20 protein-coding genes, 1 tRNA gene and 1 riboswitch are annotated in these 26,197 nt (G+C 68.4%); of the genes, 5 read left to right on the forward strand and 16 right to left on the reverse strand.

The genetic code is table 11. The features are described 5' to 3' along the window. Positions 1-81 precede the first annotated feature (81 nt). The 4 genes from LGM56_RS11305 to pepN all read right to left on the reverse strand — a co-directional run bounded on the left by LGM56_RS11305 (position 82) and on the right by pepN (position 5,335). Positions 82-891, reverse strand: a complete 810-nt coding sequence (locus LGM56_RS11305; RefSeq protein ID WP_089494299.1) for a helix-turn-helix transcriptional regulator — start codon at positions 889-891, stop codon at positions 82-84. Between the two features lie 171 nt (positions 892-1,062). Beyond that, positions 1,063-1,138 (reverse strand) — tRNA-Thr (locus LGM56_RS11310). 208 nt (positions 1,139-1,346) lie between these two features. Beyond that, entirely contained in the window at positions 1,347-2,360 is a 1,014-nt protein-coding gene (locus LGM56_RS11315) for a class 1 fructose-bisphosphatase (RefSeq protein WP_089439471.1), read from the reverse strand. 281 nt (positions 2,361-2,641) lie between these two features. Further along, positions 2,642-5,335 carry an aminopeptidase N gene (gene pepN, locus LGM56_RS11320; protein WP_226204598.1) on the reverse strand — a complete coding sequence of 898 codons (2,694 nt, stop codon included), beginning with the start codon at positions 5,333-5,335 and terminating at the stop codon, positions 2,642-2,644. A gap of 187 nt (positions 5,336-5,522) precedes the next feature. On the opposite strand from pepN, the gene LGM56_RS11325 reads away from it, so the two are divergent. Then, on the forward strand, positions 5,523-6,221 hold the full coding sequence (locus tag LGM56_RS11325) for a DUF4136 domain-containing protein (RefSeq protein ID WP_089424759.1): 699 nt from the start codon (positions 5,523-5,525) through the stop codon (positions 6,219-6,221). A gap of 66 nt (positions 6,222-6,287) precedes the next feature. On the opposite strand, the gene LGM56_RS11330 is transcribed toward LGM56_RS11325, so the two are convergent. From LGM56_RS11330 to LGM56_RS11365, 8 genes are all read right to left on the reverse strand, one after another. Then, entirely contained in the window at positions 6,288-6,860 is a 573-nt protein-coding gene (locus LGM56_RS11330) for a TMEM165/GDT1 family protein (protein WP_089494301.1), read from the reverse strand. 78 nt (positions 6,861-6,938) lie between these two features. After that, positions 6,939-7,076, reverse strand: a riboswitch (yybP-ykoY riboswitch). Positions 7,077-7,222: 146 nt separating this feature from the next. Further along, complete coding sequence (gene guaD / locus LGM56_RS11335) at positions 7,223-8,539, reverse strand: guanine deaminase (RefSeq protein WP_226204600.1); 1,317 nt, start codon at positions 8,537-8,539, stop codon at positions 7,223-7,225. A 16-nt stretch (positions 8,540-8,555) separates the two neighbouring features. Continuing rightward, entirely contained in the window at positions 8,556-8,882 is a 327-nt protein-coding gene (locus LGM56_RS11340) for a hypothetical protein (RefSeq protein WP_226204602.1), read from the reverse strand. Positions 8,883-8,908: 26 nt separating this feature from the next. Next, positions 8,909-9,934 carry an adenosine deaminase gene (locus LGM56_RS11345; protein WP_226204604.1) on the reverse strand — a complete coding sequence of 342 codons (1,026 nt, stop codon included), beginning with the start codon at positions 9,932-9,934 and terminating at the stop codon, positions 8,909-8,911. 18 nt (positions 9,935-9,952) lie between these two features. Next, positions 9,953-10,969: a xanthine dehydrogenase accessory protein XdhC gene (xdhC, locus tag LGM56_RS11350; RefSeq protein WP_226204606.1), complete on the reverse strand. Its 1,017-nt coding sequence runs from the start codon at positions 10,967-10,969 to the stop codon at positions 9,953-9,955. A gap of 632 nt (positions 10,970-11,601) precedes the next feature. Next, the gene (locus LGM56_RS11355) at positions 11,602-12,114 is read right to left on the reverse strand and encodes a disulfide bond formation protein B (RefSeq protein WP_089424765.1); all 513 of its coding nucleotides are present in this window, start codon (positions 12,112-12,114) and stop codon (positions 11,602-11,604) included. Positions 12,115-12,252: 138 nt separating this feature from the next. After that, positions 12,253-13,629: an amidase gene (locus LGM56_RS11360; protein ID WP_226204608.1), complete on the reverse strand. Its 1,377-nt coding sequence runs from the start codon at positions 13,627-13,629 to the stop codon at positions 12,253-12,255. A gap of 7 nt (positions 13,630-13,636) precedes the next feature. Next, positions 13,637-14,317, reverse strand: coding sequence for a GntR family transcriptional regulator (locus tag LGM56_RS11365; RefSeq protein WP_089494305.1), 681 nt, complete (start codon positions 14,315-14,317; stop codon positions 13,637-13,639). A 280-nt stretch (positions 14,318-14,597) separates the two neighbouring features. Between LGM56_RS11365 and LGM56_RS11370 the strand changes: the two genes are divergently transcribed. Together LGM56_RS11370 and LGM56_RS11375 are read left to right on the forward strand one after the other, a co-directional pair. After that, on the forward strand, positions 14,598-15,788 hold the full coding sequence (locus tag LGM56_RS11370; protein WP_226204611.1) for a gamma-glutamyl-gamma-aminobutyrate hydrolase family protein: 1,191 nt from the start codon (positions 14,598-14,600) through the stop codon (positions 15,786-15,788). A gap of 115 nt (positions 15,789-15,903) precedes the next feature. Further along, a complete protein-coding gene (locus LGM56_RS11375) occupies positions 15,904-16,596 on the forward strand; it encodes a DUF2968 domain-containing protein (RefSeq protein WP_089494307.1) in 693 nt (230 codons plus the stop codon). A 76-nt stretch (positions 16,597-16,672) separates the two neighbouring features. Here the strand turns inward: LGM56_RS11375 and LGM56_RS11380 are convergent, their stop codons facing one another. Further along, positions 16,673-17,629, reverse strand: coding sequence for a hypothetical protein (locus tag LGM56_RS11380; protein ID WP_089494308.1), 957 nt, complete (start codon positions 17,627-17,629; stop codon positions 16,673-16,675). Between the two features lie 351 nt (positions 17,630-17,980). On the opposite strand from LGM56_RS11380, the gene LGM56_RS11385 reads away from it, so the two are divergent. Next, positions 17,981-19,276 (forward strand): MFS transporter, encoded by a 1,296-nt coding sequence (locus LGM56_RS11385; RefSeq protein WP_089495251.1) that lies wholly within the window; start codon positions 17,981-17,983, stop codon positions 19,274-19,276. 84 nt (positions 19,277-19,360) lie between these two features. Here the strand turns inward: LGM56_RS11385 and LGM56_RS11390 are convergent, their stop codons facing one another. After that, on the reverse strand, positions 19,361-21,202 hold the full coding sequence (locus tag LGM56_RS11390; protein WP_413226772.1) for a tetratricopeptide repeat protein: 1,842 nt from the start codon (positions 21,200-21,202) through the stop codon (positions 19,361-19,363). A gap of 130 nt (positions 21,203-21,332) precedes the next feature. On the opposite strand from LGM56_RS11390, the gene LGM56_RS11395 reads away from it, so the two are divergent. Further along, positions 21,333-22,976: an FAD-dependent monooxygenase gene (locus tag LGM56_RS11395; RefSeq protein WP_226204614.1), complete on the forward strand. Its 1,644-nt coding sequence runs from the start codon at positions 21,333-21,335 to the stop codon at positions 22,974-22,976. An 8-nt stretch (positions 22,977-22,984) separates the two neighbouring features. Here the strand turns inward: LGM56_RS11395 and LGM56_RS11400 are convergent, their stop codons facing one another. Together LGM56_RS11400 and fdhF are read right to left on the reverse strand one after the other, a co-directional pair. Continuing rightward, positions 22,985-23,236: a formate dehydrogenase subunit delta gene (locus LGM56_RS11400; protein WP_226204617.1), complete on the reverse strand. Its 252-nt coding sequence runs from the start codon at positions 23,234-23,236 to the stop codon at positions 22,985-22,987. Between the two features lie 7 nt (positions 23,237-23,243). Continuing rightward, complete coding sequence (gene fdhF / locus LGM56_RS11405; RefSeq protein ID WP_226204619.1) at positions 23,244-26,195, reverse strand: formate dehydrogenase subunit alpha; 2,952 nt, start codon at positions 26,193-26,195, stop codon at positions 23,244-23,246. Positions 26,196-26,197: the final 2 nt, after the last annotated feature.

Here is a 26,197-nt window from a genome sequence, read left to right on the forward strand (position 1 = left end):
GCGGAAGTCCGCTGTCCCCATTCCGGGTACAGCAAGCCGACCGGGATTTACCCCGGTTCGGTCATCGCAGGCCGGTTCGGTTCAGGGCTGCAGGCAGAGCGCGAACAACTGGCGCTGGCTCGAGATGCCCAGGCGCCGGTACGCGCGTTTCTGGTACGTGACGACGCTCGACGCCTTCACGCCGATCGTCTCGCCGATCTCTTGTGCGGTCTGGCCTTCGAGCACACCGCGCAGCACGTCGAGTTCACGCTTGGACAGCGCCGGGCAGGCGCTGCGCAGCCGCGCGAGCATCCGTTGCGGGATTCCGATCTGCGCGGCACCGGCGAGCGCGTAGTGATGCTTCGCGGCCTGCGCGATCAGCGGTGCGAGCGTTTCGATCTCCGCGATCTCGCGCGGCTGGAACGCGCCGCTGCGATGCGCGCGGTACAAATTGATCGACAGCCAGCTCGCATCGTTGGGCTGCATCAGCAACGACAGCCGGTCGGACACGTCGGGGCCGCGGTAGCAGGCCGCTCGATACGCTTCATGAACGATCTCGTCGCCGGCCTGCTGGTGTAGCACCAGGTCGTGGCGGCGCGTGCCGCGAGGTGCGCTCGACACGATCTTCTGGTTGCCGTCGAGCGTGTAGAAGTGTCGCGCGTAGGTGTCGGCGACGTCGCGCAGGTAGCGGCCGCCGCGGTGGTCGGCGACGGATAGCGTGCGCGGACGGTTGCCGAGCTCGTACGCGAAGATCGTGCATTGTGTGACCGACAACGCATCGTCGAACAGCTTCAGCACTTCGGCTGCGAATGCGTTGGGCTCGTTGCCGCCGATCGCGGCGACAAGGCGCGTCGCACGCGATACGTCCAGTTGCCCGGTGAGGTTCTGTCGCTCGAGACGCCAGGTGCGCATGATGCTCGGAAAGGGCGGAGGGGTCCGGCGATTGTAATCGGCGGCGTGCGGCGCGGGAGTCGGGTGATGCCCGCAAGCGGAGCGGACGCGGAGAGAAGAAGGGCAGCGCACGATTGGGCACCCGGAATGAGAAAAGGGCTGACAAGCATTGCTTGTCAGCCCTTTATAACTTGGTGCCGGAGATAGGAGTCGAACCTACGACCTTCGCATTACGAATGCGCTGCTCTACCAACTGAGCTACACCGGCATCAGAGAAATGAAATTATAAGGTGAAATCTGAGACCTTGGCAATAGGTTTTGCGAATTTTTTTTAGCTTGCTGCTGCTGTTTCGCGAAACACATCGACTCGGCAAACTTCCCCGCTTCGTTTCACTGCGATGCGACCCGTTGGGGTCACATCGAGAGCCGCGATTCTACGTACGTCGCGCGACACTGTCTAGTGCTGCAGTGCAAATTTATTGCTTTTCCTGATGGTAACCCGTCACGCGCTCGACTTCGTTCTTCGAACCGAGGAACACCGGGACGCGCTGATGCAGGCCCGTCGGCTGCACTTCCATGATGCGCTGCGTGCCGGTCGTCGCGGCGCCGCCAGCCTGTTCGACGATGAACGACATCGGGTTCGCTTCGTACATCAGGCGCAGCTTGCCCGGACGATCGGGCGTGCGCTTGTCGGCCGGGTACATGAAGATGCCGCCGCGGTTCAGGATCCGGTGCACGTCGGCCACCATCGACGCGATCCAGCGCATGTTGAAGTTGTCGCCGCGCGGGCCGTCCTTGCCGGCATTCAGTTCGTCGACGTAGCGCTTGACCGGGTCGTACCAGTGGCGCGCGTTCGATGCGTTGATCGCGTATTCGCGCGTGTCGGCCGGGATCTGCATGTTGCTCTGCGTGAGCACCCACGAGCCGACTTCGCGGTCGAGCGTGAAGCAGTTCACGCCGTTGCCGGTCGTCAGCACGAACACTGTCTGCGGGCCGTACACGGCATAGCCGGCCGCAACCTGCTGCGTGCCGGGTTGCAGGAACGATTCCTCGGTCGCCTGCTTGCCGTCCGGGCAGCGCAGCACCGAGAAGATCGTGCCGATCGACACGTTCACGTCGATGTTCGACGAGCCGTCGAGCGGATCGAACACGAGCAGGTATTCGCCGCGCGGGTAGTTCGCCGGGATCGGGAAGAACGTTTCCATTTCTTCCGATGCCATCGCGGCGAGGTTGCCGCCCCATTCGTTCGCGTCGAGCAGGATTTCGTTCGACAGGATGTCGAGCTTCTTCTGCACTTCGCCCTGGACGTTCTCGCTGCCGGCGGTGCCGAGCGCTTCGCCGAGCGCGCCCTTCGACACGTTGTAGCTGATCGCCTTGCATGCGCGCGCGACGACTTCGATCAGCAGGCGCAGGTCGGCGGGGAGGTTGTTGGTCTCACGTTGCTGTTCGATCAGGAACTTCGACAGCGTGGTGCGGCGGGCAATGGACATGACAGACTCCAGAAGGCCAAAAGAATCCTTGAATAGCCGCAATTTTACCCGCCGCGCCTCCCGTGCCACCGGCTTTTTTCGTCCGGTTACATGGCCGGGCGGCCAGCCCGGCCCGGTTTTCCGGTGATGGAAACCGGCGGGACGCGCTTGACGCCAACGGCAGGCGTCGCGGTCGCCCTCCGCGATTGCGCGCGGTTCCAGCAGTCTTCACACCATAAAAAAGCCGGTGCCGCGACAGGCGGCACCGGCTGTATCGCGCAGGCGCGACGCGGGCGATGGCGTTACGCGAGCGCCTTCTCGACGATTTCGCGCACGTCGCGTGATTTCGCACCGACGGCGACCTGCTCGAGCGCTTCGCGCATCCGGTCGCGCAGCGCCGGCGTGAAGCGGCGCCACAGTTCCAGCGAGCGCGCGAGGCGTGCCGCGACCTGCGGGTTGATCGCGTCGAGTGCGAGCACCTGTTCGGCCCAGAACGCGTAGCCCGAGCCGTCCGCCGCGTGGAATTGCGCGGGGTTGGCCGCGCAGAAGCTGAAGATCAGCGAGCGCGCGCGGTTCGGATTCTTCAGGTTGAACGCCGGGTGCGCGAGCAGCTTGCGGACCTTCGCGAGCGTCGGCTGCGCGGGCGTGCCGCGTTGTGCCGCCTGCATCGCGAACCACTTGTCGATCACGAGCGCTTCCTTCTCGAAGCGACGATAGAAGTCGTCGAGCGCGTGCTCGGCCGGTTCGGTCGCGCCGGAGGCCGCGGCGGACAGCAACGCACCGAGCGCTGCCGCGCGATCGGTCATGTTGTTCGCCGCGTCGTACTGGGCAGTGGCGAGGCGCACCGCATCGGCCGGATCCTCGAGTTCGGCGAGATACGCGAGCGCGAGGTTCTTCAGCGCGCGGCGGCCGGAGGCGTCCGGCGTCGGCTCGTAGGCGCCGGGCGTCTGGTGCTGCGCGTAGGCGGCGAGCCATTCCGCGCGCAGCGCGGTGGCGAGCCGGCGGCGCACGAACTGGCGCGCGCGATGCACGGCGGCCGGATCGGCTTCGGCCATCTGGTCGGCGAGGTAGGTTTCCGACGGCAGCGTCAGCGCGAGTTCGCGGAACGCCGGCGACAGGCTTTCATCGGTCAGCACGCGGCGGAATGCGGCGACGAAGTTCTCGCCGAGCGTGAGCGGCTCGTTCGCGGCCGCGCGCGCGGCGAGCGTCAGCAGCGCGCGCGTCGCGAGGCGCTGGCCGGCTTCCCAGCGGTTGAACGGATCGCTGTCGTGCGCGAGCAGGAACGCGAGATCGTCGTCGCTGTAGTCGTACTCGACGATCACCGGCGACGAGAAATTGCGCAGCAGCGACGGCAGCGGCTGTTCCGGCACGTCGACGAACGTGAAGGTCTGCTCGGTGTCGGTGAAGTCGAGCACGCGCGTCGTGCCTGCGGCGGCGGCTTCGCCGTCGAGACGCAGCGGCAGGTCGCGGCCGTCGCGGCCGATCAGGCCGATCGCGAACGGAATCAGCAGCGGCCCTTGCTGCGTGTCGCGCGCGGCCGGCGACGCGTCGCCGTAGCCCTGCGCGAGCGTCACCGTGTAGCGGCGCGCGGCCGCGTCGTACGCGGTGCGCACCGACACGCGCGGCGTGCCCGCCTGACTGTACCAGCGTTCGAACTGCGCGAGGTCGCGCCCGTTCGCGTCGGCCATCGCGTGACGGAAGTCGTCGCAGGTCACCGCGTGCCCGTCGTGGCGCTTGAAGTACAGGTCCATCCCCTTGCGGAAGCCGTCGCGGCCGAACAGCGTCTGATACATCCGCACGACTTCCGAGCCTTTCTCGTAGACGGTCATCGTGTAGAAGTTGTTGATCTCGACGTAGCTTTCCGGGCGCACCGGATGCGCCATCGGGCCCGCGTCCTCGGCGAACTGCAGCTGGCGCAGCACGCGCACGTCCTCGATGCGCTTGACCGCGCGGGCCGCCGATTCGAGGTCGTCGCCCGCGGCCATGTCGGCCGAGAACTCCTGATCGCGGAATACCGTCAGGCCTTCCTTCAGGCTCAGCTGGAACCAGTCGCGGCAGGTCACGCGGTTGCCGGTCCAGTTGTGGAAGTACTCGTGGCCGACCACCGATTCGATGTTCGCGAAGTCGGTGTCGGTCGCGGTCTCGGGGTTCGCCAGCACGTACTTCGTGTTGAAGATGTTGAGCCCCTTGTTCTCCATCGCGCCCATGTTGAAGTCGCCCACCGCGACGATCATGAAGCGGTCGAGATCGAGCTCGAGGCCGAAGCGCTGCTCGTCCCAGCGGATCGAGTGGATCAGCGAGTCCATCGCATGACGCGTCTTGTCGAGATCGGCGGGCTCGACCCACACCTGCAGCAGCTTCTCCTTGCCCGAGCCGGACGTGATCGTTTCCTCGATCGCAACGAGCTTGCCCGCGACGAGCGCGAACAGGTAGCTCGGCTTGCGGAACGGGTCTTCCCATTTCGCGAAGTGGCGGCCGTCGGGCAGGTCGCCGGAATCGACGAGGTTGCCGTTCGACAGCAGCACCGGGTACGCGGCCTTGTCGGCGCGCAGCGTCACCGTGTACGACGCCATCACGTCCGGACGGTCGAGGAAATAGGTGATGCGGCGAAAGCCTTCGGCTTCGCACTGCGTGAAGAAGTTGCCGCTCGACACGTAGAGGCCGGACAGCGTCGTATTCTGGTCGGGTGCGCATGCGCTTTCGAGCGTCAGTTCGAAGGCTTCGGGCACGTTCTCGACCGTCAGCCCGTGTTCGTGCGCACGCACGGCGCCATGCGGCGCGCCATCCAGCCAGGCGCCGACGAATTCGAGCGCTTCGCCCATCAGCTCCAGGTGCGGCGCGGGCGCGGCGTCCGGATTGCGGCGCACGCGCATCGTGTTCCTGACGATCGTACGGGCCGGCGCGAGATCGAATTCGAGCGCGACGGCATCGATGAGGAAGGCCGGCGGCGTGTAGTCGGCGCGGCGGATCACGGTGGAGGAGGCGTTGTCGGACATGGTCGTCGAGATCGGTGGAGTGGGGGACGGGCCCGTGGCACGGGCCGGGCGAACCGGGCCATTGTACAAAGGCTGGCGGCCGCGTGCCGGGCGAACTTTTTACCGGTTCCGGGAGTCCGCGTATTATCGGCATCCCATTACGGTTCGCGCGGTGCGACGAACGGGTGACGGATCGAAGAGGATCAACATGAAACGCGAATGGATTCAACGCGGTGCGGGCTGGGCGGCGGTGCTGTGCGTGGCGCTGCTGACCGGCTGCACCAGCTACGTGACGACCCAGGTCACGGCCTTCTCCGACTGGAGCGGCAGCGACGCGACACGCACCTATGCGTTCACGCGCACCGAGGCGCAGAAGAACAGCATCGAGCAGTCGACTTACGAGCCGATCGTCGCGAACGAGCTGTCGACGTATGCATTCCGGCAGGTGCCGCAGGCGCAGGCGCGGTACCTCGTCGGGTTGACCTATGCGGTCGGCAGCGATCTCGTGACGGTCCCGCAGCCGGTCTATTACGATCCGTGGTTCGCGCCCGGGCCGTACTGGCGGCGCGGGCCGTGGGGCCCGTGGGGTCCCTGGGGGCCGATGCCGGCCGGCTACGTCGCGCAGACGTACCAGGTGTTCGACTACACGCTCGGCATCCGCATCACTGAGCGCGCGACGGGCAAGGAGGTGTACAACGTGTCCGCGCGCACGACCGGCGACAACGGCACGCTGCTGTACGCGATGCCGTTCCTCGCGCGCAGCGCGCTCGCCGACTTCCCGCTGTCCAACGGCGCGGTTCGCTCGGTCCGGCTGCCGGTCGACAAGCGCGGCGGCCCGGCGGCGCCGGCTGCCAACGAACGCGTGGTGCCGGCCGCGCCCGCGTCGGGTGCCGCCGCCGCGAAATAACGCGGGATCCCGCTCGGCGCGGCCGTCCGGCCGCGCCGGCCATGCCCTTCCGTCAGACCCCGATAGTCAGACCCCGATACCCAGCAGCGCCAGCGCGCCGAGCACGACGAACAGCACGGCCGCGATCGCGTGCACGAGCTTCGTCGGCAGGCGGTGCGCGAAGCGGTCGCCGAGCAGGATCGCGGGCACGTTCGCGAGCATCATCCCGAACGTCGTGCCGGCCACGACGCCGAGGTAGTCCTGGAAGCGCGCGGCCAGCGCGACGGTCGCGATCTGCGTCTTGTCGCCCATTTCCGCGAGGAAGAATGCGACGAGGGTCGCACCGAACACGCCGAGCCGCGAGCGGTTGGCATTGGCTTCGTCGGCATCGAGCTTGTCCGGCACGAGGATCCACAACCCCATCGCGATGAACGAGAACGCGAGCGCCCAGCGCATGATCGACGGCGTGACGAGCACGCCGAGCCACTCGCCGAGCGCGCCGGCGAAACCGTGGTTCACGAGCGTCGCGACGAGCACGCCGAGGATGATCGGCACCGGCTTGCGATAGCGCGCGGCCAGTACGAGGGAAAGCAGTTGGGTCTTGTCGCCGATTTCAGCGAGGGCGACGGCGCCGGTGGAGATCAGGAAGGCTTGGGACACGGATGGGGTTCCACGGGCCGATGTTGTGCGTGCGAGCGACGATCCACCGCGCGCCGGGCCCTGATGCGGCGCGCTGTGAACCATCGGTCTCGCCAGGCCTAGGTGGCTGCGTCCGCCATGGCCGTACGGCCAAGTCTGTTGACGGACGCCTCCGTCACGATGCGCGCCGGGAGCGCGGGACATCGAGCGGAGCGGCTACTCCCCAATGAGCGGCGAATTCTAGCACGGTGCGTTGCGCACGGGAAAGCGGTTGGCGGGCGCTGCGCCCGGCGTCGGGGCGGGATCGGCCTACGGCAATCTTGGCGGCCCGGCACGCGTAGCGGTGGAGGCCCGCGCGTGCCGGGGCGAACCCCGGCAGGTCGTTACGCGGCAGGGCGGCGTGCCGCGCCGCGCTCGTGGACGAGTTGGCCGGCGGCATAGGTGCGGTACACCGCACGGTCGTCGCCGAGCAGCGCGAACGCGAACAGCAGTTCCTCGAGCGAATCCGCGTGCTTCGTGCGGCGCGCGAGCAGCGGCGTGGCCTGCGGATCGAGCACGACGAAGTCGGCCTCGGTGCGCGGGGCGAGCGTGCCGACCGTATCGGCGAGGTCGAGTGCCTGCGCGGCGCCGGCCGTTGCGAGCCAGAACATCCGCGTCGCGGTCAGGTGGTGGCCCGACAGCCGCGCGACCTTGTGCGCTTCGTTCATCGTCTGCAGCATCGAGAACGACGTGCCGCCGCCGACGTCGGTCGCGAGCGTGACCGGCACGTCGTATTCGCCGGCCTTGTCGAAATCGAACAGCCCGCTGCCGAGGAAGAAGTTCGACGTCGGGCAGTGCGCGACGACGGTGCGTGTCTCGGCCATCCGGCGGCGGTCCTCGTCGTCGAGGTGGATACAGTGGCCGTACACCGCGCGCGGGCGCAGCAGCCCGTAGCGGTCGTAGATGTCGAGATAGCTGCGATGGCCGGGGAACAGCTCGGCCACCCATTTCACTTCATCGACGTTTTCCGCGACGTGGCTCTGCACGAACACGTCCGGATGGCGGCGCGCGAGTTCGCTGCACGCTTCGAGCTGCGCCTCGGTCGACGTCGGCGCGAAGCGCGGCGTGAGCGCGTACATCTGGCGGCCCTTGCCGTGCCAGCGGTCGATCAGCTCGGCACTGTCGTCATAACCCGATTGCGCGGTATCGCGCAGGAATTCGGGGCAGTTGCGGTCCATCAGCACCTTGCCCGCGATCATCCGCAGGTCACGCGCGTCGCTCGCCGCGAACAGTGCATCGGCCGACTGCTTGTGCACCGTGCAGTAGACGAGCGCGCTCGTCGTGCCGCACGCGAGCAGTTCGTCGACGAAGAAGTCGGCGACTTCGCGCGCATGCTCGGGATCGCCGAACTGGCGCTCGGTGGGGAACGTGTACTTGTCCAGCCACGGCAGCAGGCCCGGCGCCGGCGACGCGATCATGTCCGTCTGCGGATAGTGGATGTGCGTGTCGATGAAGCCGGGCACGATCAGCTTGTCGCGCAGGTCATGGACGATCGCGTCGCGCGCGAGCGTCGCGGCGAGTTGCGCGTACGGGCCGGCCGCGACGACCTTGCCGTCGTCGACGATCAGGAGGCCGTCGGTCTCGTAATTCGCGGCCTGGCTCGATTGGGCCGGGTCGCCGTTGAAGGTCAGCAGCTGGGAACGGAAAGCGGTTTGCGTCATGACGAATGGTCCTGCATCAAGGTAAGGCGAACAGAGGAAAACGGGCGACGCCGCACGACGGCAAGGCGGTGCCTGGCGAGCGGGTGCGGCACGCTGCGTGCGGCACGGCGGATGCGATTGCGCGGGCGAACGTGGCGGCCGAAGCCGCCAGCGAGTGATTGCCGGCGGGCCTCGCAGCCGTTGCGCTCACGGCCGATGCGGTGGCGAGCGAAACGGCAAATCGCGACGGCAGGCACGCGCGCGCGACGACGAACAGCGCCGTCGCCGCGCACTCGCGCACGCGGTCGTCCCGGCGCAAGGCCGGGCCGGTGGTCGCGAAGCGGATGCCGTTGCCGTGTTTCATCTGTCAGCGTTCCTCGATGCCGGCCGTCACGCGGCCTGCCAGTACGCGTCGAGGCGCGCGTACAGTGCGTCGCGCTGCGCCGGTTCGATGAACGACGCCTCGAAGCCGTTGCGGATCACCGCATGGACTTCGGCATCCGTGAGTTGCAGCCCTTCGGCCGTCGCGAAGTAGTTTTCATTGACGTAGCCGCCGAAATAGGCCGGATCGTCGGAGTTGATCGTCACCGCGACGCCGCGATCCAGCAGCGCCTTCAGCGTGTGCTTCGCCATGTCGTCGAACACGCACAGCTTCAGGTTCGACAGCGGGCAGACGGTGAGCGCCGTGCGCGATTTCGCGAGGCGCTCGACGAGTGCCGGGTCCTCGATGCTGCGCACGCCGTGGTCGATCCGGTCGACCTTCAGCACGTCGAGCGCTTCGTAGATGTATGCCGGCGGGCCTTCCTCGCCAGCGTGCGCGACGAGCTTCAGCCCGAGCGCGCGCGCCTTCTCGAACACGCGTGCGAATTTCTTCGGCGGATGGCCGAGCTCGGACGAGTCGAGGCCGACGCCGATCAGGCGATGGCGATAGCGCTCGAACAGCGGCAGCGCGGATTCGAACGTCGCGAGCGCGTCCTCTTCGGGCAGGTGGCGCAGGAAGCACAGGATCAGCTTGCTCGACAGCCCGCGTTGCTCGGCATCGGCGAGTGCCCGCTCGATGCCCGCGACCACCGTCTCGATCGGCACGCCGCGCTCGGTGTGCGTTTGCGGATCGAAGAACAGCTCGGTGTGGACGACGTTGTCGGCGAGCGCGCGTTCGCAGTACGCGGCCGTCATGTCGTAGAAATCCTGCTCGGTCAGCAGCACGCTCGCGCCGGCGTAATAGATGTCGAGGAACGACTGCAGGTCGGTGAACGCGTACGCGGCGCGCAGCGCGTCGATCGAGTCGTACGCGAGCTTCACGCCGTTGCGCTGCGCGAGCGCGAAAATCAGTTCGGGCTCCAGCGAGCCTTCGATGTGGATGTGCAGCTCCGCTTTCGGCGCGCGGGCAATCTTGTCCTTGAATGTCGGGGTCATGGCGTCGTTCTTGGTCGGTCAGTAGGTAGGGGAAGCCTGCGCGGACGCGTTCGCATTCGCGTTTGCCTCGACGGCCTGCAGCAATTGCGCAGCCACCGAGATCGCGATCACTTCGGGCGCCTTGTCGATGATGCCGTCGACACCGATCGGGCAGTGCATCCGCGCGACCTGGGCCGGGTCGATGCCGATGGCTGCAAGGCGATGATCGAACTGCGCGCGCTTCGCGTGCGAGCCGGTCATCCCGAAGTACGCGTAGTCGGCACGACGCAGGATGCGCTCGGCCAGCACGAAATCGAGTGCGTGGTCGTGCGTCATCACGACGAAGTAGGACTGCGGCGGTGCGGCGTCGACCGCGTCGGCCGGGGCAGCGGCCGCTTCGATCGCGAGGTTGCCGATGCCGGCGAGCGCGTCGGCCGGCGGGAACACCGCATCGGGCCCGTCGATCCAGCGCACGTGGCACGGCAGCGTCGCCAGTACCTTCACGAGCGCGGTGCCGATGTGCCCGGCGCCGAACAGCACGACGGGGAACGCATACGGCGCGATCGTTTCGGTCATCAGCGACACGCCGCCGGTTTCCCACAGCAGGCAGTCGGCACGCGCGGCTTCCGATTCGGGCTCGCTCAACAGCGGCGCGCCCGGCGAGGGGCCGAATGATACGCTACGCACGGTCGCGACGCCGGCCGCGACACGCTTCGCGAGCGACATGATCCAGCCGAGATCGCCCACGTCGAGCCGCTCGAACGCGAGTACCACGGCGCCGCCGCAGCACTGGCCGAGACTCGGGCCGAGCGCGAGCCGTTCGAGCCGGCGCGCGTGCGGCACGTGCGCGCCATCCTTCAGCAGATGCCGCGCGATCTCGATCGCCTTCCATTCCAGATGACCGCCACCGATCGTATGGCGGGCCGTGTCGCGCGTGACGAGCATCTTGGTGCCGGCTTCGCGCGGCGCGGAGCCGTCGGTGTGCGCGACCGTCACGAGCACGGCCGCTTCGCCGTGCGCGAGCAGTTGCTGCAGATCGCCGAGCCAGGCTTCCATCAGCACGCTCCGTTCGGGACGACGCGGCACGACATGCGGCGCGGGCTGGCGGGCGTGGCGGCAACGATGACGGACGGGAGCGAGGCGGGCCGGCCGCACGGCCGATGCAGTGCGGCGGCAGCGCGCGAACGGCGCGCGCGGACGGCCCCGCCGGATGCGCGGACGCCATGAGGGTGACGGATGCGGATGGTTTGCGTTGTCATGATGAATCCAGTCGACATTGCGGATCGGGCGCGCGTTACGCAGGGGGGGTGAGACCGCCTGGCCTCGCGCACGTAGATCGCCATCCAGTCACGAAGATAGCACCGCGAGGCGACGGGAACATCGCGGGGCGGTGATCCGGGCTATCAGGAGGCGATCATGTCGATCATAGGCCCGCCGCGCGGGATCGGGGCGCCGATGCGTGCACATCGGGCCGAAACGCAGGCGTGGCGGGGCTGGGCGCGGAACTCGCGCGATGCGCGTTCGCCCGGAGACCCGGGCGGCGGCGGGGTAGGTGTTTACGCTTGACGGGCCGGATGCGGCTCGCCGGGCTGGGCCGGCGGGCGCTCCGGAGCCGGGCGGTCACGGGCCGGCGGTCGTGTGCGGCCCGGGCGAACGGGCCGCGCGCAGGTCGTTGCGAAACCGGCCGGTCAGGCCACGAGCTTGCGGCGATGGCGCCAGAGGCTCGCGGCGACCGCGACCAGGATCACGGCGAAGGCGATCAGCGCCCAGCCGGGCAGCAGGATGCCGAAGATCGGCGGGTAGACCGTCTCGCACAGCCCGGCGACCTTGAACATGCCGGGGAACCACTGCGCGGGCGGCAGGCTGTCGACGATCGGCTGCAGCGTGTCGAAGCCGCAGCTGAAGCCCGGATTCATCTGGATCGACAGATGCCGGGCGGCCGTGCCGACACCGCCGGCCGCGGCGATCGCGATCAGCAGCTCGAGCACCCAGACCCCGCGCCAGTTGCGGATCCCGGCGGCCAGGAACGCGAAGATCCCGATCGCGCAGAAGAAGTATCGCTGGATGATGCACAGCGGGCACGGATCTTCGTTCTTCACGTACTGCAGGTAGAGCGCACCGGCCAGCAGGGCGATGCACACCCATCCGAGCAGCATCAGCAGGCGGCGTTCGCGGCGGATGGCGAGCGTGTAGTCGTTCATGTCGGCGGGGTTCCTCGTGGTCGGTCCGGAAAACAATCGCGCGATTTTAGCGCGAACGGTCTGGCACGAAACTGACAGCGCGCGTGCGGCAACCTGCCGCACCGCGCGTCCTGCCCGTCGGCGCCCGGTTGGCGGCGCTTAGCGGATCGTGTTCAGCACGGCCTCGACCGCCTGGCCGATCGCGAGCAGCGCGTCGTCGCGGTGCGGCGCGGCCGCGAGCATCAGGCCGACCGGCGCCGCGTCGCGCGGATGGCAGGGCAGCGACAACGCGCAGGCGTCGAGGAAGTTGAACGCGCTCGGGTTGCGCAGGATCAGCGCGTTGGTGCGCGTGAAGGCATCGTCATCCGCTTCGAGGTCGGCGATACGCGGCGGCACGACCGGCACCGTCGGCGCGACGAGCGCATCGAAGCGCGACCAGACCGTGTGCGCAGCTTCGTCGAGCATCGCCGTGCGCGCGGCGAGCAGGTCGAGATAGTCGGCCGCGCTCGCGGGTTCGCCCTTCAGGATCCGCGTGAGCACGCGCGGGTCGTACTGGTCGCTGTGCTTGGCGAGCAGCGGGCGATGCCACGCGTAGGCCTCGATCGGCGAGAAGCCGAAGCGGTTGACGTCCGGCAGCCGGTCGAGCGCGGGGAAGCGCACTTCCGTGACGATCGCGCCGGCGGCTTCGAGATGCTTGAGCGCGGCGTCGAGCGCGGCCGCGACGTCGGCATCGACGCCGTCCGTCACGTAGTTCGTCAGCACGCCGAGCCGCACGCCTTCGAGCGGCCGGGCGGCCGGCACGTGCGGTTCGAGGCCCGCGAGCATCCGGTCGACGAGCGCGCAGCAGGCGACCGTCAGGCCGATCGGGCCGAACGAGTCGAGCGTCGTCGACAGCGGCACGCCGCCGTGCGTCGGGATCCGGCTCGCGGTCGGCTTGAAGCCGGTCAGCCCGCACAGCGCGGCTGGAATGCGGATCGAGCCGCCCGTGTCGGTGCCGAGCGCGACGGCGGCCATCCCGTCGGCGACGGACGCGGCCGCGCCGGACGACGAACCGCCGGAAATCCGCGCGTCGCCCGGCACGTCACGGTGGTACGGCGAGCGCGGATGGCCGAAGTGCGGGTTCAGCCCGAGCCCCGAGAACGCGAACTCGCTCATGTTGGTGCGGCCGACCAGCACCGCACCTGCGCGCTTGAGCCGCGCGACCGCGACCGCGTCGGTGCGCGCGGCCGGCGCGCCGTCGAGCACGCGCGAACCGGCGCGCGTCACCTGACCCGCGACGTCGAACAGGTCCTTGACCGACACCGGGATGCCCGCGAGCGGCGACAGCACGGTGCCCGCGGCGCGCAGCCGGTCGTGCGCGTCGGCGGCTGCGCGCGCGTTGTCGGCATCGACTTCGGTGAAGACGACTGCGCCCTGGCCCGACGGATCGGCGATCCGGTCGAGCGCGGTGTCGACGAGCGCGCGGCTCGTGGTCCGGCCGGCGGCGAGGTCGGCGGCGAGCTGGGCGAGCGGGGGGAAGGGCGTGAAAGTGGTCATGGGCGGCTCAGGGGCGAAGATGTTGAAGAAGCGTGGAGCGGAACGAATCGATATGACTTTCAACGGCCGCGCGTGCGCCGGCGGCGTCACGCGCGGACAGCCGATCGAACAGCTCGCGATGCTCGCGCTGGACGTCGACGAGATGGTGAGGTTCGGACAGCGTGACGAACCAGAATCGCAGCGAGCGCTCATGCAGCCCGCGCAGGATGTCGGCGAGGACGGCATTGCGCGCGGCCGCGGCGATCGCCTGGTGGAAGGCGCGGTCGAGTTCCATCATGCCTTCGACGTCGTGCGTGTCGACGCAGGCCTGCCCGTCGTCGAGCAGCGCGGCGAGGCGCGCGAGATCGTCGGGCGTTGCATGGCGCGCGGCGAGTTCCGCGCAGTGCGCTTCGTTGATGCGCCGCACGTCGATCACCGCGACGATGTCGTCGAGCGACAGCGGCCGCACCATCAATCCCTTGCGCGGCATCACGGACAGCAGCCCTTCGAGCACGAGCCGATGCACGGCCTGGTGCACCGGCGTGCGGCCGATGCCGGTGCGGGCGACGAGATCGGCTTCGTTAAGGGCGGCGCCGGGCTTCAGGCGCATCGTGATGATGTCGTGCTGGATCAGCGCATACGCGCGGTCGGCGAGGCTGGCCGTCGGTGCGGCCGGGTGCTCGTGGGTGACGTCGGCGAGGGCATTCATGCGGGGTGCGGCGCGGCAGCCGGACGGGGCGCGATCATGGCGCAGGCGGTCGGGAAGCGTGGACGATGCGTGGATATTATTGTGATATATCACTGATGTCCAGTATGGGCGGTGCCGCATCCGCCTGGCCGGCCCGCGGGCGGGGCGCTCCCCCGACGCAGTTTGCCGTCGACTTGCAACAATATCGACAGGATGTTGCAGGTTTGCCGCTCGATCGTGCGCTGAAGCATAATGAATCTTCGTTTATCCATACGCGTGAGCGACGTACCAGACCATCGTCATGAGCGAAAACACGCCTTCCCCGGCCGGTCTGCCCGGCACCTCCTCCGTTTCTTCCGATTCACCCCGTACCGATCCGGCGAAAGCGCCCGATGCGCCGGCCGCCCAGGCCGCCGCGCGCAACGTCGCTGCCGACGGCGCGTCACCGGTTACGGCTGCGTCCGAGCCGGGCGCGCCCGGGGCGACCGGCGCTGCCATCGATGGCGCTGCCGCCGCCGCGCCGCCGAAGGCTGGCACGCCGCCACCCGGTTTCGGCGCGCAGCCTGATTTCGACACGCCGCGCCCGCCGCCCGCGAGCGCGCAGAATGCGCCGCCGGCCTATCTGAAGCAGAGCGACACGCCGTGGTCGGTATTCGGCCGGATCGTGGCCGCCCGCGCCCGCCGGCTGTTCGACCGTGCCGGCCAGCGCATCACGCAGCGCACGCTGCGCATCGGCGTGTCGGCGCGGATCTTCCATCCGGAACCGGGGGCGAAGGGGCTGCGAGGCAAGACGCTCCAGTACCTCGAGGAATCGATCGCGCACTGGGTGATGTCGCGCGACGTGCTCGTGTTCATGATTCCGACCGTCGGCCATCAGGGCATGATTCATCCGAGCAACATCCGCCTGCGCGACTACGCGAAGCATCTCGACGGCCTGCTGCTGCAGGGCGGTGCAGACGTATCGCCGCAAACCTATGCCGCGTCCGACGCCCGCCCCGAATGGCCGGGCGATCGCGTGCGCGACATGTACGAGCTCGAGCTGCTGCACGAGTTCGTCGAGTCCGGCAAACCCGTGCTCGGCGTGTGCCGCGGCTGCCAGCTGATCAACGTCGCGTTCGGTGGCTCGCTGTACCAGGACATCGCCACCGACGTGCCGACCGCGAATGCGCACGTGAGCGAGCATTACGACCAGCATCGTCACGCGATCCGCTTCCCGGATTCGTCGACGCTTGCGAGCATGTTCCCGGGGCGCAGCGAAGCGATCGTCAACTCGATCCACCATCAGGCGATCCGCGATCTCGGCCGCGATCTGAATATCGAGGCCGTGTCGGCCGGCGACGGGATCATCGAAGGCATTCGCCATCGCCGTTCGCCGTTCGTCGTCGGCGTGCAGTGGCACCCCGAGTTCCATCGTGCCGGCGGGTCGGAGCTGCTCGACTGCACGCCGCTGCTCGATGCATTCCTGCGCGCGGCGCGCGAAACCCGCCTGTAGCAAGCCGTATGCTTCGCGTCGTACGACGGCCGGCCGCATCCCGACAAATTCGAGATGCGGCCGTTTCGTTTTGAACGATAATCGCGAGTTCCGATTCGTTTGCCGGAGTCTGACGTTGGCTTTCCGAAATTTTTCCCCTGCACGATGCGCCACGTGGATCGTTGCGCTGGCTGCCTGCGCGCAAGCGGGCGTGGCCTGGTCCGCCGACGCGACGGCGCCCACCGCCGGTACGCGTCCGGCGGTCACGAGCCTGCGCGGCGACACGGCGGCATCCGCCACGGCTGCGACGGATGCCGCCGCACAAGGCAACGTCGCGGAGCTGACGCAGATGCTGCACGACGGCCGGATCGTCGAGATGCGCACGACGTACAACGGCAGCTACGGTGCGAGCCTGATGTTCGACCCGCGCGAGATGACGTACTACGTCGCGCTGTTCCAGGACAAGCATCTGTGGCGCGTGATCCGGTCGCAGGAAAAGACCCGCGCGGAGATGGTCTACGCGAACTTCGTTCAACAAACCGTACAACTCGCCGATATCGAGATCCGCCGTACCGAGCTGGACGCGCAGAAGGCGTTTCTCGAGCGCGTGATTGCGTTGCAGGCGAATCGTGCGCAGCAGTTGCAGGCCGACCTGAGCGTGGCGCGCAGCCAGCAGGCTGAAGTCGCGCAGCGGCAGCGCTCGGCGCAGGAGCAGGCGCAGGCGCTGCAGGTCGAGAAGCGGGCTGCACAGATGCAGCTGCGCGATCTGCAGGAGCAGGTGCGACAGCTCGAGAAGCAGAACGAGACGGGGCTGCCCGCGCACAAGTAACGCATCGTCCGACGGACGCAGAGACGAGCAAAACCCGGCAAAGCAAGCTTCGCCGGGTTTTTTTATGGCCGGGCCGTCAGCGCGAGAATGCGCCCGGCGTATCGGTCAGGCGGCGGTGGGACAGCTGTGCCGTCCAGTCCACGCCGGTGGCGGGCGCGTGCGTTGCAGGGACAGGCTCGGTAGCGCGCAGCGCGCTCGCCATCGCGATCAGCGTGAGCGGATCGTCGAGCGTGTCGCGCATGTCGTCAGTTGCACGCGGCAATGCGGCGAGCCGGTCGCGGGTGCGGGTGTCGACCGTGCTGCCGCGGGTCGGCGGCAGCGTGGCCATTCGCACCACGGTCGGTGTTCGGACCGGCGCCGTCGCCATGCGCTTGCCGCTCGAACGAGGCGACGCGGCAGTGGCAGTGGCGGTCGGCGGCACGCCGGATGTTGCCTTTGGACGAAGCGATGCTGGAGGACGCGCGACCTGGTGCGTGGCCGGCGGTGATGCGGCCGTTGTCGCGACGGGCGCGCCCATCTTGCGCTGCGATGGCGCGCTCGTCGACGTACTCGGTTGACCCGCAGCGACCCGCACGGCACCGGACGACGACGTAGCGTGATCCCGTACGCCACCGGCCGCATGAATCGCGTAGGGAGGCCCGAACCCTGCAATCGGTTCATATGCGGCAATCAGCCAGCCGATGATGCCGAGCGCGCCGATACTCCAGCAGATCGCGTACTTCGCACGCCGGTCGCGAAAGCCGCCGGCGATATGGCGGGAGCACGGGGCCGCAGTGGCAGGCCGTGCAACCGGCGACCCGGCACGTGTCGGTGCCGACGCCATGATCGGCAGCGGCTGCCATTGGCATGCGCGGTGCGGCCGGTCCACGTCGATGCAGGATGTCGTCAGTGTCGCGAGGCAGTGCTTGCCGGGCCGCGCACCGGGGGCGCCGCGAAAGGTCCAGTCGCGGCCGAGCGACGGCACGTGATCGAGCGGAGCGACGCGGGGGCGGGCGAGTGCGCCTGCAACGGGGACGAGGGACGATGGAGTCATGAGGGCGGTGCGCCATGCGGCACGGGCATCCGTGCCGGTGCGGCGCGGATATGTCGTCGCAAATCGAGACATTGTCGTCAGCCAGCGAAGGCCGGTCGATCAGATCAATCTGATTTTTGCTGCCGTTTCGGGACGACTTGTACGAGGAGAACGCCGCGGCCGCACCGGCAGGGGCGACACAAGGCAAATGTCGGGTTGGCGTGGCATGATGCGCGAACCATGCCGGTGCGCGCGTCGTTGCGCGGTGCGCCGCCGGCGGGCAGCGATGCCCGTGCGCGCCGGCCCGGCGCCGCGTGCGTCGTCGGATCCATGCGGCGCGGATTCGCGCCATCCGAGCTGAGCGAGAAAAACATGTCCACAGCGTCACACGCCATCGCGCAGGAATCGAAAGTCCGCACCGTGTTCCGGGTCGTCAGCGGCAACTTCCTGGAAATGTACGACTTCATGGTCTACGGCTATTACGCGTCGGCCATCGCGAAAACCTACTTTCCGAGCGGCAATGCATTCGCGTCGCTGATGCTGTCGCTGTCGGTGTTCGGCGCGGGCTTCCTGATGCGGCCGGTCGGCGCAATCGTGCTCGGCGCGTACATCGACCATCACGGCCGCCGCAAGGGGCTGATCCTGACGCTCGGGCTGATGGCGATCGGCACGCTCGCGGTGGCCGCGATACCCGGCTATGCGACGATCGGCGTGCTCGCGCCGGTGCTCGTATTGCTCGGTCGGCTGCTGCAGGGTTTCTCGGCCGGCGTCGAACTCGGCGGCGTGTCTGTCTACCTGTCGGAGATCGCGACGAAGGGGCACAAGGGGTTCTATACGTCGTGGCAGTCGGGCAGCCAGCAGGTGGCCGTCGTGTTCGCCGCGCTCGTCGGCGTGCTGCTGAACCGCGCACTGCCGGCCGAGGAGATGACCGCGTGGGGCTGGCGCATTCCGTTCCTGATCGGCTGCCTGATCGTGCCGTTCCTGTTCCTGATCCGTCGCTCGCTGAAGGAGACCGACGAGTTCCTCGCGAAGCGTCATCGTCCGACGATGGGCGAGATCATGCGTTCGATGCTCGACAACTGGGGCGTCGTGGTGGCGGGCATGGGGATGGTGATCATGACGACGGTGTCGTTCTACATGATCACCGCCTATACGCCGACGTTCGGCAAGGAAGTGCTGCACCTGTCGTCGCTCGATGCACTCGTCGTGACCGTCTGCGTGGGGATCTCCAATCTCGTGTGGCTGCCGCTGTCCGGTGCGTTGTCCGACCGCGTCGGTCGCCGCCCGGTGCTGATCGCGTTCACGGTGCTGACGCTGCTGACGGCTTACCCGGCCGTGCTGTGGCTCGTCGGCGATCCGTCGTTCCTGCGGCTGCTCGCGGTCGAGCTGTGGCTGTCGTTCCTGTACGCGTCGTACAACGGGGCGATGGTCGTCGCGCTGACCGAAGTGATGCCGGCCGACGTGCGCACGGCCGGTTTCTCGCTTGCATACAGCCTGGCGACGACGATCGGCGGCTTTACGCCCGCGATCTCGACGCTGCTGATTCATCAGACCGGGAACAAGGCGGCGCCGGGGTTGTGGCTGAGCGTTGCCGCGATTTGCGGGCTGATCGCGACACTCGTGCTGTATCGCACGACCGAGGCGCGCAACCAGTACAAGGCGGCCTGACCGGCAGCGGTATGACGCGCGGCGCCGGCCGCATACCATGCAATGAAAAAGGGAGCGCGGCGCGCTCCCTTTTTTCGTCTGCGTTCAGGCTTCGCGCAGCATGCCGGCGACCGCGGCCGCCACGTCGTGCCATTCGCCCGGCGCGGGCTGGCGGGCGAGTCTGGCCTGCGGATACCACGGGCAGTCGTCGCCGGTGAACCAGCGCCAGTCGGGCGCGAACGGCAGCATCACCCACAGCGGCTTGCCGAGCGCGCCGGCCAGGTGCGCGACCGCCGTATCGATCGTGACGATGCCGTCGAGCCGATCGATCAGCGCGGCCGTGTCGGCAAAGTCGTTCAGCCGGCCGTCGAGCCGATGCACGCGCGGATGCGCGTCGACGCGCGCGCGTTCGTCGTCGTCGAGTGCGGGCTGCAGCACGATCCAGTCGATGTCCGGCAGCGCGAGCAGCGGTGCGAGCGCGTCGAACGGCATCGAACGGTTTTCCTGCGCCTGCCGGCGCCCCGACCACGCAAGGCCGAACTTGCGCTTCGACTGCCCGCCGAGCGAGCCGCGAAAACGCCGGCCGGCGCCGTCGGGCGCGTCGAGGTAGCGCGCGCCCGCGACGATGTCCTCCTTCGTCTGAAGCCCGAGCAGGAACGGCAGGCTCATCAGCGTGCACGCGACATCCGCGGCAGGCGGTTTTGCCGCGCCCAGCGCGACGAGCGTCACGCGCCAGCGCGCCGCGGCCGGCGCCAGCAGCGTAACCAGTTCCGGCTGGACTTCGAGCACGACGCGCGCGCAGCGTGCGCGGGCGAGCGGCACGAAACGGACGAACTGCAGCGTGTCGCCGAAGCCCTGTTCCGCGCGGATCAGCAGCGTGCGCGACGCAATCGGCTCGCCTTGCCAGCGGGGCAGCGTGCCGAGCGGCGTCGCGCCGGGCGTGTCGTGGCGCGCTTCGTAGGCGGGCAGGCCGCGCGTGAAGTCGCCGAGCGTCAGCAGCGTGACCGCGCGGTGCAGCCGTGCCAGCGTGAGATCGGGCGCGACGCGCAGTGCCTGGTCGAAAGCGCGCAGCGCCATCTCGTGCGCACCGAGCGCGTGATGGGCGTTGCCGAGATTCAGCCAGGCCAGGCTGAACGACGGATCGAGCCCGACGGCACGCTCGTAGTAGGGCAGCGCGTCGCGGTGGCGGGCCTGCGCGCTCAGGGCGTTCGCGAGCCCGAACAGCGCGAGCGGAAACGACGGATGCAGCGCGAGCGCGGCCTCGAACGCGGCGGCCGCCTCCGCATGTCGGCCGACCGCATCGAACGTGTTGCCGAGATTGAAATGGGCGGCGACGAAGCGCGGCTGCGCGGCGATCGCGGCCTGGAAATGCGCGATTGCGTCGTCGGCACGGCCCATCGCGTTCAGCGCCATCGCGAGGTTGTTGTGCGCGCCCGCATGCCCGGGCCGCAGCTCGAGCGCACGATGGAACGCGGCGAGCGCATCGTCGTGGCGGCCGAGCGCGTTCAGCGCGTTGCCGAGATTGTTGTGGATCGATGCATCGTCGGGCGTGAGCCGCAGCGCGCGGCCGAATGCATCGATCGCATCGTCGTGGCGCTGCAGCGCCGCATACGCGTTGCCGAGGTTGTAGTGCGCGAGCGGAAATTCGGGCGCGAGCGTCAGCGCATTGCGAAAGCGGTCGACTGCTTCGTCGAGCCGGCCGAGCGCCTTCAGCGCGTTGCCCAGATTGAGCTGCAGCGCGGCGTCGCCCGGCCGCAGCGCGACGGCGCGGCCGACGAGATCGGCTGCCTCGGCGTGCTGGCCCTGCTGGTGCCGCAGCACGCCGAACAGATGCAGCGCGTCGGCGTCGGCGGGATTGGAGGCGAGCGCGTTGCGATAGCCGTGCTCGGCCTCGGCGAGGCGGCCCGCGCGGTGTGCGGCATACGCCCGGTCGAATGCGGAATCCATAACGCGAAAACTGACGGAAAGCGGGTATTTTCCCACACCGCGCGGCGGTGCCGCGCGTCGGCCGATCGGCATATGGCCCCGTCACGCGGAGCAGCGTAGACTTGCAGGATCGCGTGTCATCGAGGTTCTCATGGCTGACACACTGCCCGATATCCCGCCCGTGCTGATCGTCGGTGCGGGGCCGACCGGCCTTGCCGCGGCGATGAGCCTCGCGCGAGCCCGCGTGCCGGTGCGCATCATCGATCGGCTCGCCGCGCCCGCGCCGTATTCGCGCGCGATCGGCATCCAGGCGCGCACGCTCGAACTGCTGGAGCAGCATCGCGCGGTCGAACCATTTCTCGCGCTCGGTCATCGTGCCCATGCGGCCGCGCTGCATGCCGACGGCCGCGTGATCGCGCGGCTCGATTTCGATCCGTTGCAAACGCGCTATCCGTACCTGCTGTTTCTCGACCAGACCGTCACCGAGCGCCTGCTTGCCGAACATCTGGCCCGGCTCGGCGTGACGGTCGAGCGCGGTGCGACGCTGACCGCGTGCGAGGCGGGCGGTGCGTCGCTCGACGTGTCGATCCGCTGCGCCGACGGCCGCGACGAATCGTTCGCGCCGTCGTACCTGATCGCCGCCGACGGCGCGCACAGCACGGTCCGGCATCTGCTCGGCCTGGGCTTCGCCGGGCATGCGTTCGAGCAGACCTTCCTGCTCGCCGATTTCGCGGCGATACCCGACTGGCCGGACGAAGAGATCCACCTGTTCACGACATCCGAAGGCATCGCCGGCCTGTTTCCGATGGGCGGCGGCCGTTACCGGCTCGTGGCCGACCGGCCGCCCGGCAGCGACGCGTCGCCCGATGCGCCGACCCCGTCGCTCGCGGAATGCGACGCGATCGTGCGTGCCCGAGCCGGCGCGTCGATCTCGCCGAGCGATCTCGCGTGGTCGGCGTATTTTCATCTGCACAGCCGGATGGTCGACCGGCTGCGTCACGGCCGCGTGTTCTTCGCGGGCGACGCCGCGCACGTCCACAGCCCGGCCGGCGCGCAGGGCATGAACACCGGCATCCAGGAAGCGTTCAATCTCGGCTGGAAGCTCGCGCGCGTGCTCGGCGCGGGCACGCCTGAGCGGTTGCTCGACACGTATCACGCGGAGCGTCATCCGATCGAGCGCGACGTGTTGCGGCAGACCGGTTTCGTCACGCAGATCGTTGAAGCCGAGCGCGGCGCGATGAAGCTGCTGCGCGATCACGTCGTGCCGGTGCTGGCGTCGTTCGGGCCGATGCGCGACGCGGTGCGGCGCACGGTCAGCGAGCTCGGCGTGCAGTACCGGAAGAGCCCGCTGACGCTCGAGCGCGTGCTCGATGGCGGGCCGCGCGCAGGCGAGCGGGCCCCCGACGCGCGCGTGCGGGTGCTCGACGGGCCGCTCGGTCAGGCGCCCGGAACGGCGCGGCTATACGATCTGCACGATCCGGCGAGCTTCACGTTGCTGCTGCTGGAAGAGCCGGTGAATGCCGACACCGGCGCGGTGCCGCCGATGCCGACCGACGCGCAGGCGCTCGTGCAGGGGCTCGACCGGATCATGCCGGATGCGGTGCGCGTCTGGCGCGTCACCGATGCCGAAGGCGGCGATGCCGGGCTCGCGCAGGAATACGGCCGCTCGCGGCCGTCGTTTTACCTGCTGCGGCCGGATGGTTACGTCGCCGTGCGCGGGCGCACGGCGACCGACGCGAACGCGCTGCTGCGCCATTGCGAAAGCTGGTTCGCGGGCATGTCGCGGTCCGCGTAGCGGTGCCGTCAGGCGCTCGCCGCGGCGGGTACGAGCGACGCGCGGTGAACGGCGATCGCGTCGCGCACGATCGGTGCCGCACGTTGCCCGGCCTCGCTCGACGGATCGTCGAGCGCCGCGAGCAATGCGCGACGCATCCGCGGTTCCCAGAAGCGCCGGATATGGTCGGCGATGCCGGTCAGCGCTTCGTCCTGATCGGGCATCGATTCGAAGAATGCGCCGATCTGGTTGGCCATGTCGATCAGGTGTCCGTTGTCCATCGCTTCCTCACTTGCCTGTCGTCACGCCGGCGGTCGCGGCGGCGCGGCGCTCGAGCAGGTCGAGCTGCTCCGCGTTGAAGCGCGCATACGCTTGCTGCCAGTCGGACGGCTGCGCGACGGGCAGCACCTGCACGGCCGTCACCTTGTACTCGGGGCAGTTCGTCGCCCAGTCCGAGCTGTCCGTCGTGATCACGTTCGCGCCCGATTCCGGGAAGTGGAACGTCGTATAAACGACACCCGGTTGCATGCGTTCGGTCACGAGCGCGCGCAGCACCGTCTGCCCCGCACGCGATTCGATGCCCACCCAGTCGCCGCTGCGGATACCGCGATCCTGCGCGTCGTGCGGATGGATCTCGAGGCGATCCTCTTCGTGCCACCGCACGTTCTCGGTGCGGCGCGTCTGCGCGCCGACGTTGTACTGCGACAGGATGCGGCCCGTCGTCAGGATCAGCGGATAGCGTTGCGTGACCTTCTCCGGCGACGCGATGAACTGCGTGATCACGAACTTGCCCTTGCCGCGCACGAATGCGTCGATGTGCATCGTCGGCGTGCCTTCCGGCGCTTGCTCGTTGCACGGCCACTGAATGCTGCCGAGCGTGTCGAGCTTCGCGTACGACACACCCGAGAAGGTCGGCGTGAGCCGTGCGATCTCGTCCATGATTTCCGACGGATGCGCATAGTCCATCTCGTAGCCGAGCGCGCGCGACAGCATCAGCGTGACTTCCCAGTCCGCGTAGCCCGCGAGCGGCGGCATCACCTTGCGCACGCGCGAGATGCGGCGCTCCGCGTTCGTGAACGTGCCGTCCTTCTCGAGGAACGACGAGCCGGGCAGCAGCACGTGCGCGTATTTCGCGGTCTCGTTCAGGAAGATGTCCTGCACGACGATGCATTCCATTGCCGACAGCGCGGCCGCGACGTGCTGCGTATTCGGGTCCGACTGGACGATGTCCTCGCCCTGGCAGTAAAGCCCCTTGAAGCTGCCGTCGAGCGCCGCGTCGAACATGTTCGGGATGCGCAGCCCCGGTTCCGGTTGCAGCTTCGCCGACCACGCCGCTTCGAACTGCGTGCGCACGACTTCGTCGCCGATGTGTCGGTAGCCGGGCAGTTCGTGCGGAAACGAGCCCATGTCGCATGAGCCCTGCACGTTGTTCTGGCCGCGCAGCGGATTGACGCCGACGCCCTCGCGGCCGATGTTGCCGGTCGCCATCGCGAGGTTCGCGATGCCCATCACCGTCGTCGAGCCCTGCGCGTGTTCGGTCACGCCCAGGCCGTAATAGATCGCGGCATTACCGCCCGTCGCATAGAGGCGCGCGGCTTCGCGTACCAGGTCGGCCGGCACGCCCGTCACGTCGGCGCTCGCCTCGGGCGAGTTGTCGGCTCGCGAGACGAACTCGCGCCATTGCTCGAATGCGCGCGTGTCGCAGCGCTCGGCGACAAATGCGTCGGCGGCGAGCCCTTCGGTGACGATCACGTGCGCGAGCGCGTTGACGATCGCGACGTTGGTGCCGGGGCGCAGTTGCAGGTGGTGCGTGGCCTTTACATGCGGGCCGTCGACGACGTCGATGCGGCGCGGGTCGATCACGATCAGCTTCGCGCCTTCACGTACGCGCCGCTTCAGCCGGGAGCCGAACACCGGATGGCCGTCGGTCGGGTTCGCGCCCATCACGACGATCACGTCGGCCTGGCCGACCGATGCGAACGTCTGCGTGCCGGCCGATTCGCCGAGCGTCGTCTTGAGGCCATAGCCCGTCGGCGAGTGGCACACGCGTGCGCAGGTGTCGACGTTGTTGTTGCCGAACGCGGCGCGCACCAGCTTCTGCACGAGGTAGGTTTCCTCGTTCGTGCAGCGCGACGACGTGATGCCGCCGATGGAATCGCGGCCGTACTTGTCCTGCAGCTTGCGGAATTGCGTTGCCGCGTAGGTGAGCGCTTCGTCCCAGCTGACTTCGCGCCACGGGTCGGTGATCTTCTCGCGGATCATCGGCTTCGTGATGCGATCCTTGTGCGTCGCATAGCCCCACGCGAAGCGTCCTTTCACGCATGCGTGACCTTCGTTCGCGAGGCCGTTCTTGTGCGGCGTCATGCGCACGACCTGCGTGCCTTTCATCTCGGCCTTGAACGAGCAGCCGACGCCGCAGTACGCGCAGGTCGTGACGACCGAGTGTTCGGCCTGCCCGAGTTGCACGACCGATTTTTCCTGCAGCGTGGCGGTCGGGCAGGCGGCGACGCACGCGCCGCACGACACGCATTCCGACGCCATGAACGATTCGCTTTCGCCGGCCGCGACGCGCGATTCGAAGCCGCGTGCGGCGATCGTCAGCGCGAACGTGCCCTGCGTTTCCTCGCAGGCGCGCACGCAGCGGTTGCAGACGATGCACTTCGACGGGTCGTACGTGAAGTACGGATTCGATTCGTCCTTCTTGTCGCGCAGGTGATTCGCACCGTCGAAGCCGTAACGCACCTCGCGCAGCCCGACGACGCCGGCCATGTCCTGCAGCTCGCAGTCGCCGTTGGCGGGGCAGGTGAGGCAGTCGAGCGGATGGTCGGAGATGTACAGCTCCATCACGTTGCGACGCAGCGACTGCAGCCGGTCCGACTGCGTGCGCACCTTCATGCCCGCTTCCGCAGGTGTCGTGCACGACGCCGGATAACCGCGCCGGCCTTCGATTTCGACGAGGCACAGCCGGCACGAGCCGAACGGTTCGAGCGAATCGGTCGCGCAGAGCTTCGGGACGTTGACGCCGGCTTCGATTGCCGCACGCATCACCGACGTGCCGGCCGGCACCGTGACCGGCTGGCCGTCGATTTCGAGCGTGACGTCGGTATCGGCATGCCGTTGCGGCGTGCCGTAGTCGGTATCGTCGAACGGATCGAGGGCACGCGCCTGCGCAGCGCGCTTGCACGCGCATTGGCCTGAGCCGCAGCCGCCTTGGCGGACGTTGTTCGTGTCGAGGGACATGC

The organism is Burkholderia sp. AU38729 (assembly GCF_020419725.1).
Classification (GTDB): domain Bacteria; phylum Pseudomonadota; class Gammaproteobacteria; order Burkholderiales; family Burkholderiaceae; genus Burkholderia.

Excerpts from the sequence above, each read along its gene's own strand:
- LGM56_RS11315 (WP_089439471.1), bottom strand. The coding sequence starts at position 2,360 with ATGTCCATTGCCCGCCGCACCACGCTGTCGAAGTTCCTGATCGAACAG.
- LGM56_RS11365 (WP_089494305.1), bottom strand. The coding sequence starts at position 14,317 with ATGAATGCCCTCGCCGACGTCACCCACGAGCACCCGGCCGCACCGACG.
- fdhF (WP_226204619.1), bottom strand. The coding sequence starts at position 26,195 with ATGTCCCTCGACACGAACAACGTCCGCCAAGGCGGCTGCGGCTCAGGC.
- LGM56_RS11370 (WP_226204611.1), top strand. The coding sequence starts at position 14,598 with ATGAGCGAAAACACGCCTTCCCCGGCCGGTCTGCCCGGCACCTCCTCC.
- LGM56_RS11385 (WP_089495251.1), top strand. The coding sequence starts at position 17,981 with ATGTCCACAGCGTCACACGCCATCGCGCAGGAATCGAAAGTCCGCACC.
- xdhC (WP_226204606.1), bottom strand. The coding sequence starts at position 10,969 with ATGGAAGCCTGGCTCGGCGATCTGCAGCAACTGCTCGCGCACGGCGAA.
- LGM56_RS11345 (WP_226204604.1), bottom strand. The coding sequence starts at position 9,934 with ATGACCCCGACATTCAAGGACAAGATTGCCCGCGCGCCGAAAGCGGAG.
- LGM56_RS11390 (WP_413226772.1), bottom strand. The coding sequence starts at position 21,202 with ATGGATTCCGCATTCGACCGGGCGTATGCCGCACACCGCGCGGGCCGC.
- LGM56_RS11400 (WP_226204617.1), bottom strand. The coding sequence starts at position 23,236 with ATGGACAACGGACACCTGATCGACATGGCCAACCAGATCGGCGCATTC.
- LGM56_RS11360 (WP_226204608.1), bottom strand. The coding sequence starts at position 13,629 with ATGACCACTTTCACGCCCTTCCCCCCGCTCGCCCAGCTCGCCGCCGAC.
- LGM56_RS11395 (WP_226204614.1), top strand. The coding sequence starts at position 21,333 with ATGGCTGACACACTGCCCGATATCCCGCCCGTGCTGATCGTCGGTGCG.
- LGM56_RS11355 (WP_089424765.1), bottom strand. The coding sequence starts at position 12,114 with ATGAACGACTACACGCTCGCCATCCGCCGCGAACGCCGCCTGCTGATG.
- LGM56_RS11380 (WP_089494308.1), bottom strand. The coding sequence starts at position 17,629 with ATGACTCCATCGTCCCTCGTCCCCGTTGCAGGCGCACTCGCCCGCCCC.
- LGM56_RS11305 (WP_089494299.1), bottom strand. The coding sequence starts at position 891 with ATGCGCACCTGGCGTCTCGAGCGACAGAACCTCACCGGGCAACTGGAC.
- LGM56_RS11325 (WP_089424759.1), top strand. The coding sequence starts at position 5,523 with ATGAAACGCGAATGGATTCAACGCGGTGCGGGCTGGGCGGCGGTGCTG.
- LGM56_RS11340 (WP_226204602.1), bottom strand. The coding sequence starts at position 8,882 with ATGAAACACGGCAACGGCATCCGCTTCGCGACCACCGGCCCGGCCTTG.
- guaD (WP_226204600.1), bottom strand. The coding sequence starts at position 8,539 with ATGACGCAAACCGCTTTCCGTTCCCAGCTGCTGACCTTCAACGGCGAC.
- pepN (WP_226204598.1), bottom strand. The coding sequence starts at position 5,335 with ATGTCCGACAACGCCTCCTCCACCGTGATCCGCCGCGCCGACTACACG.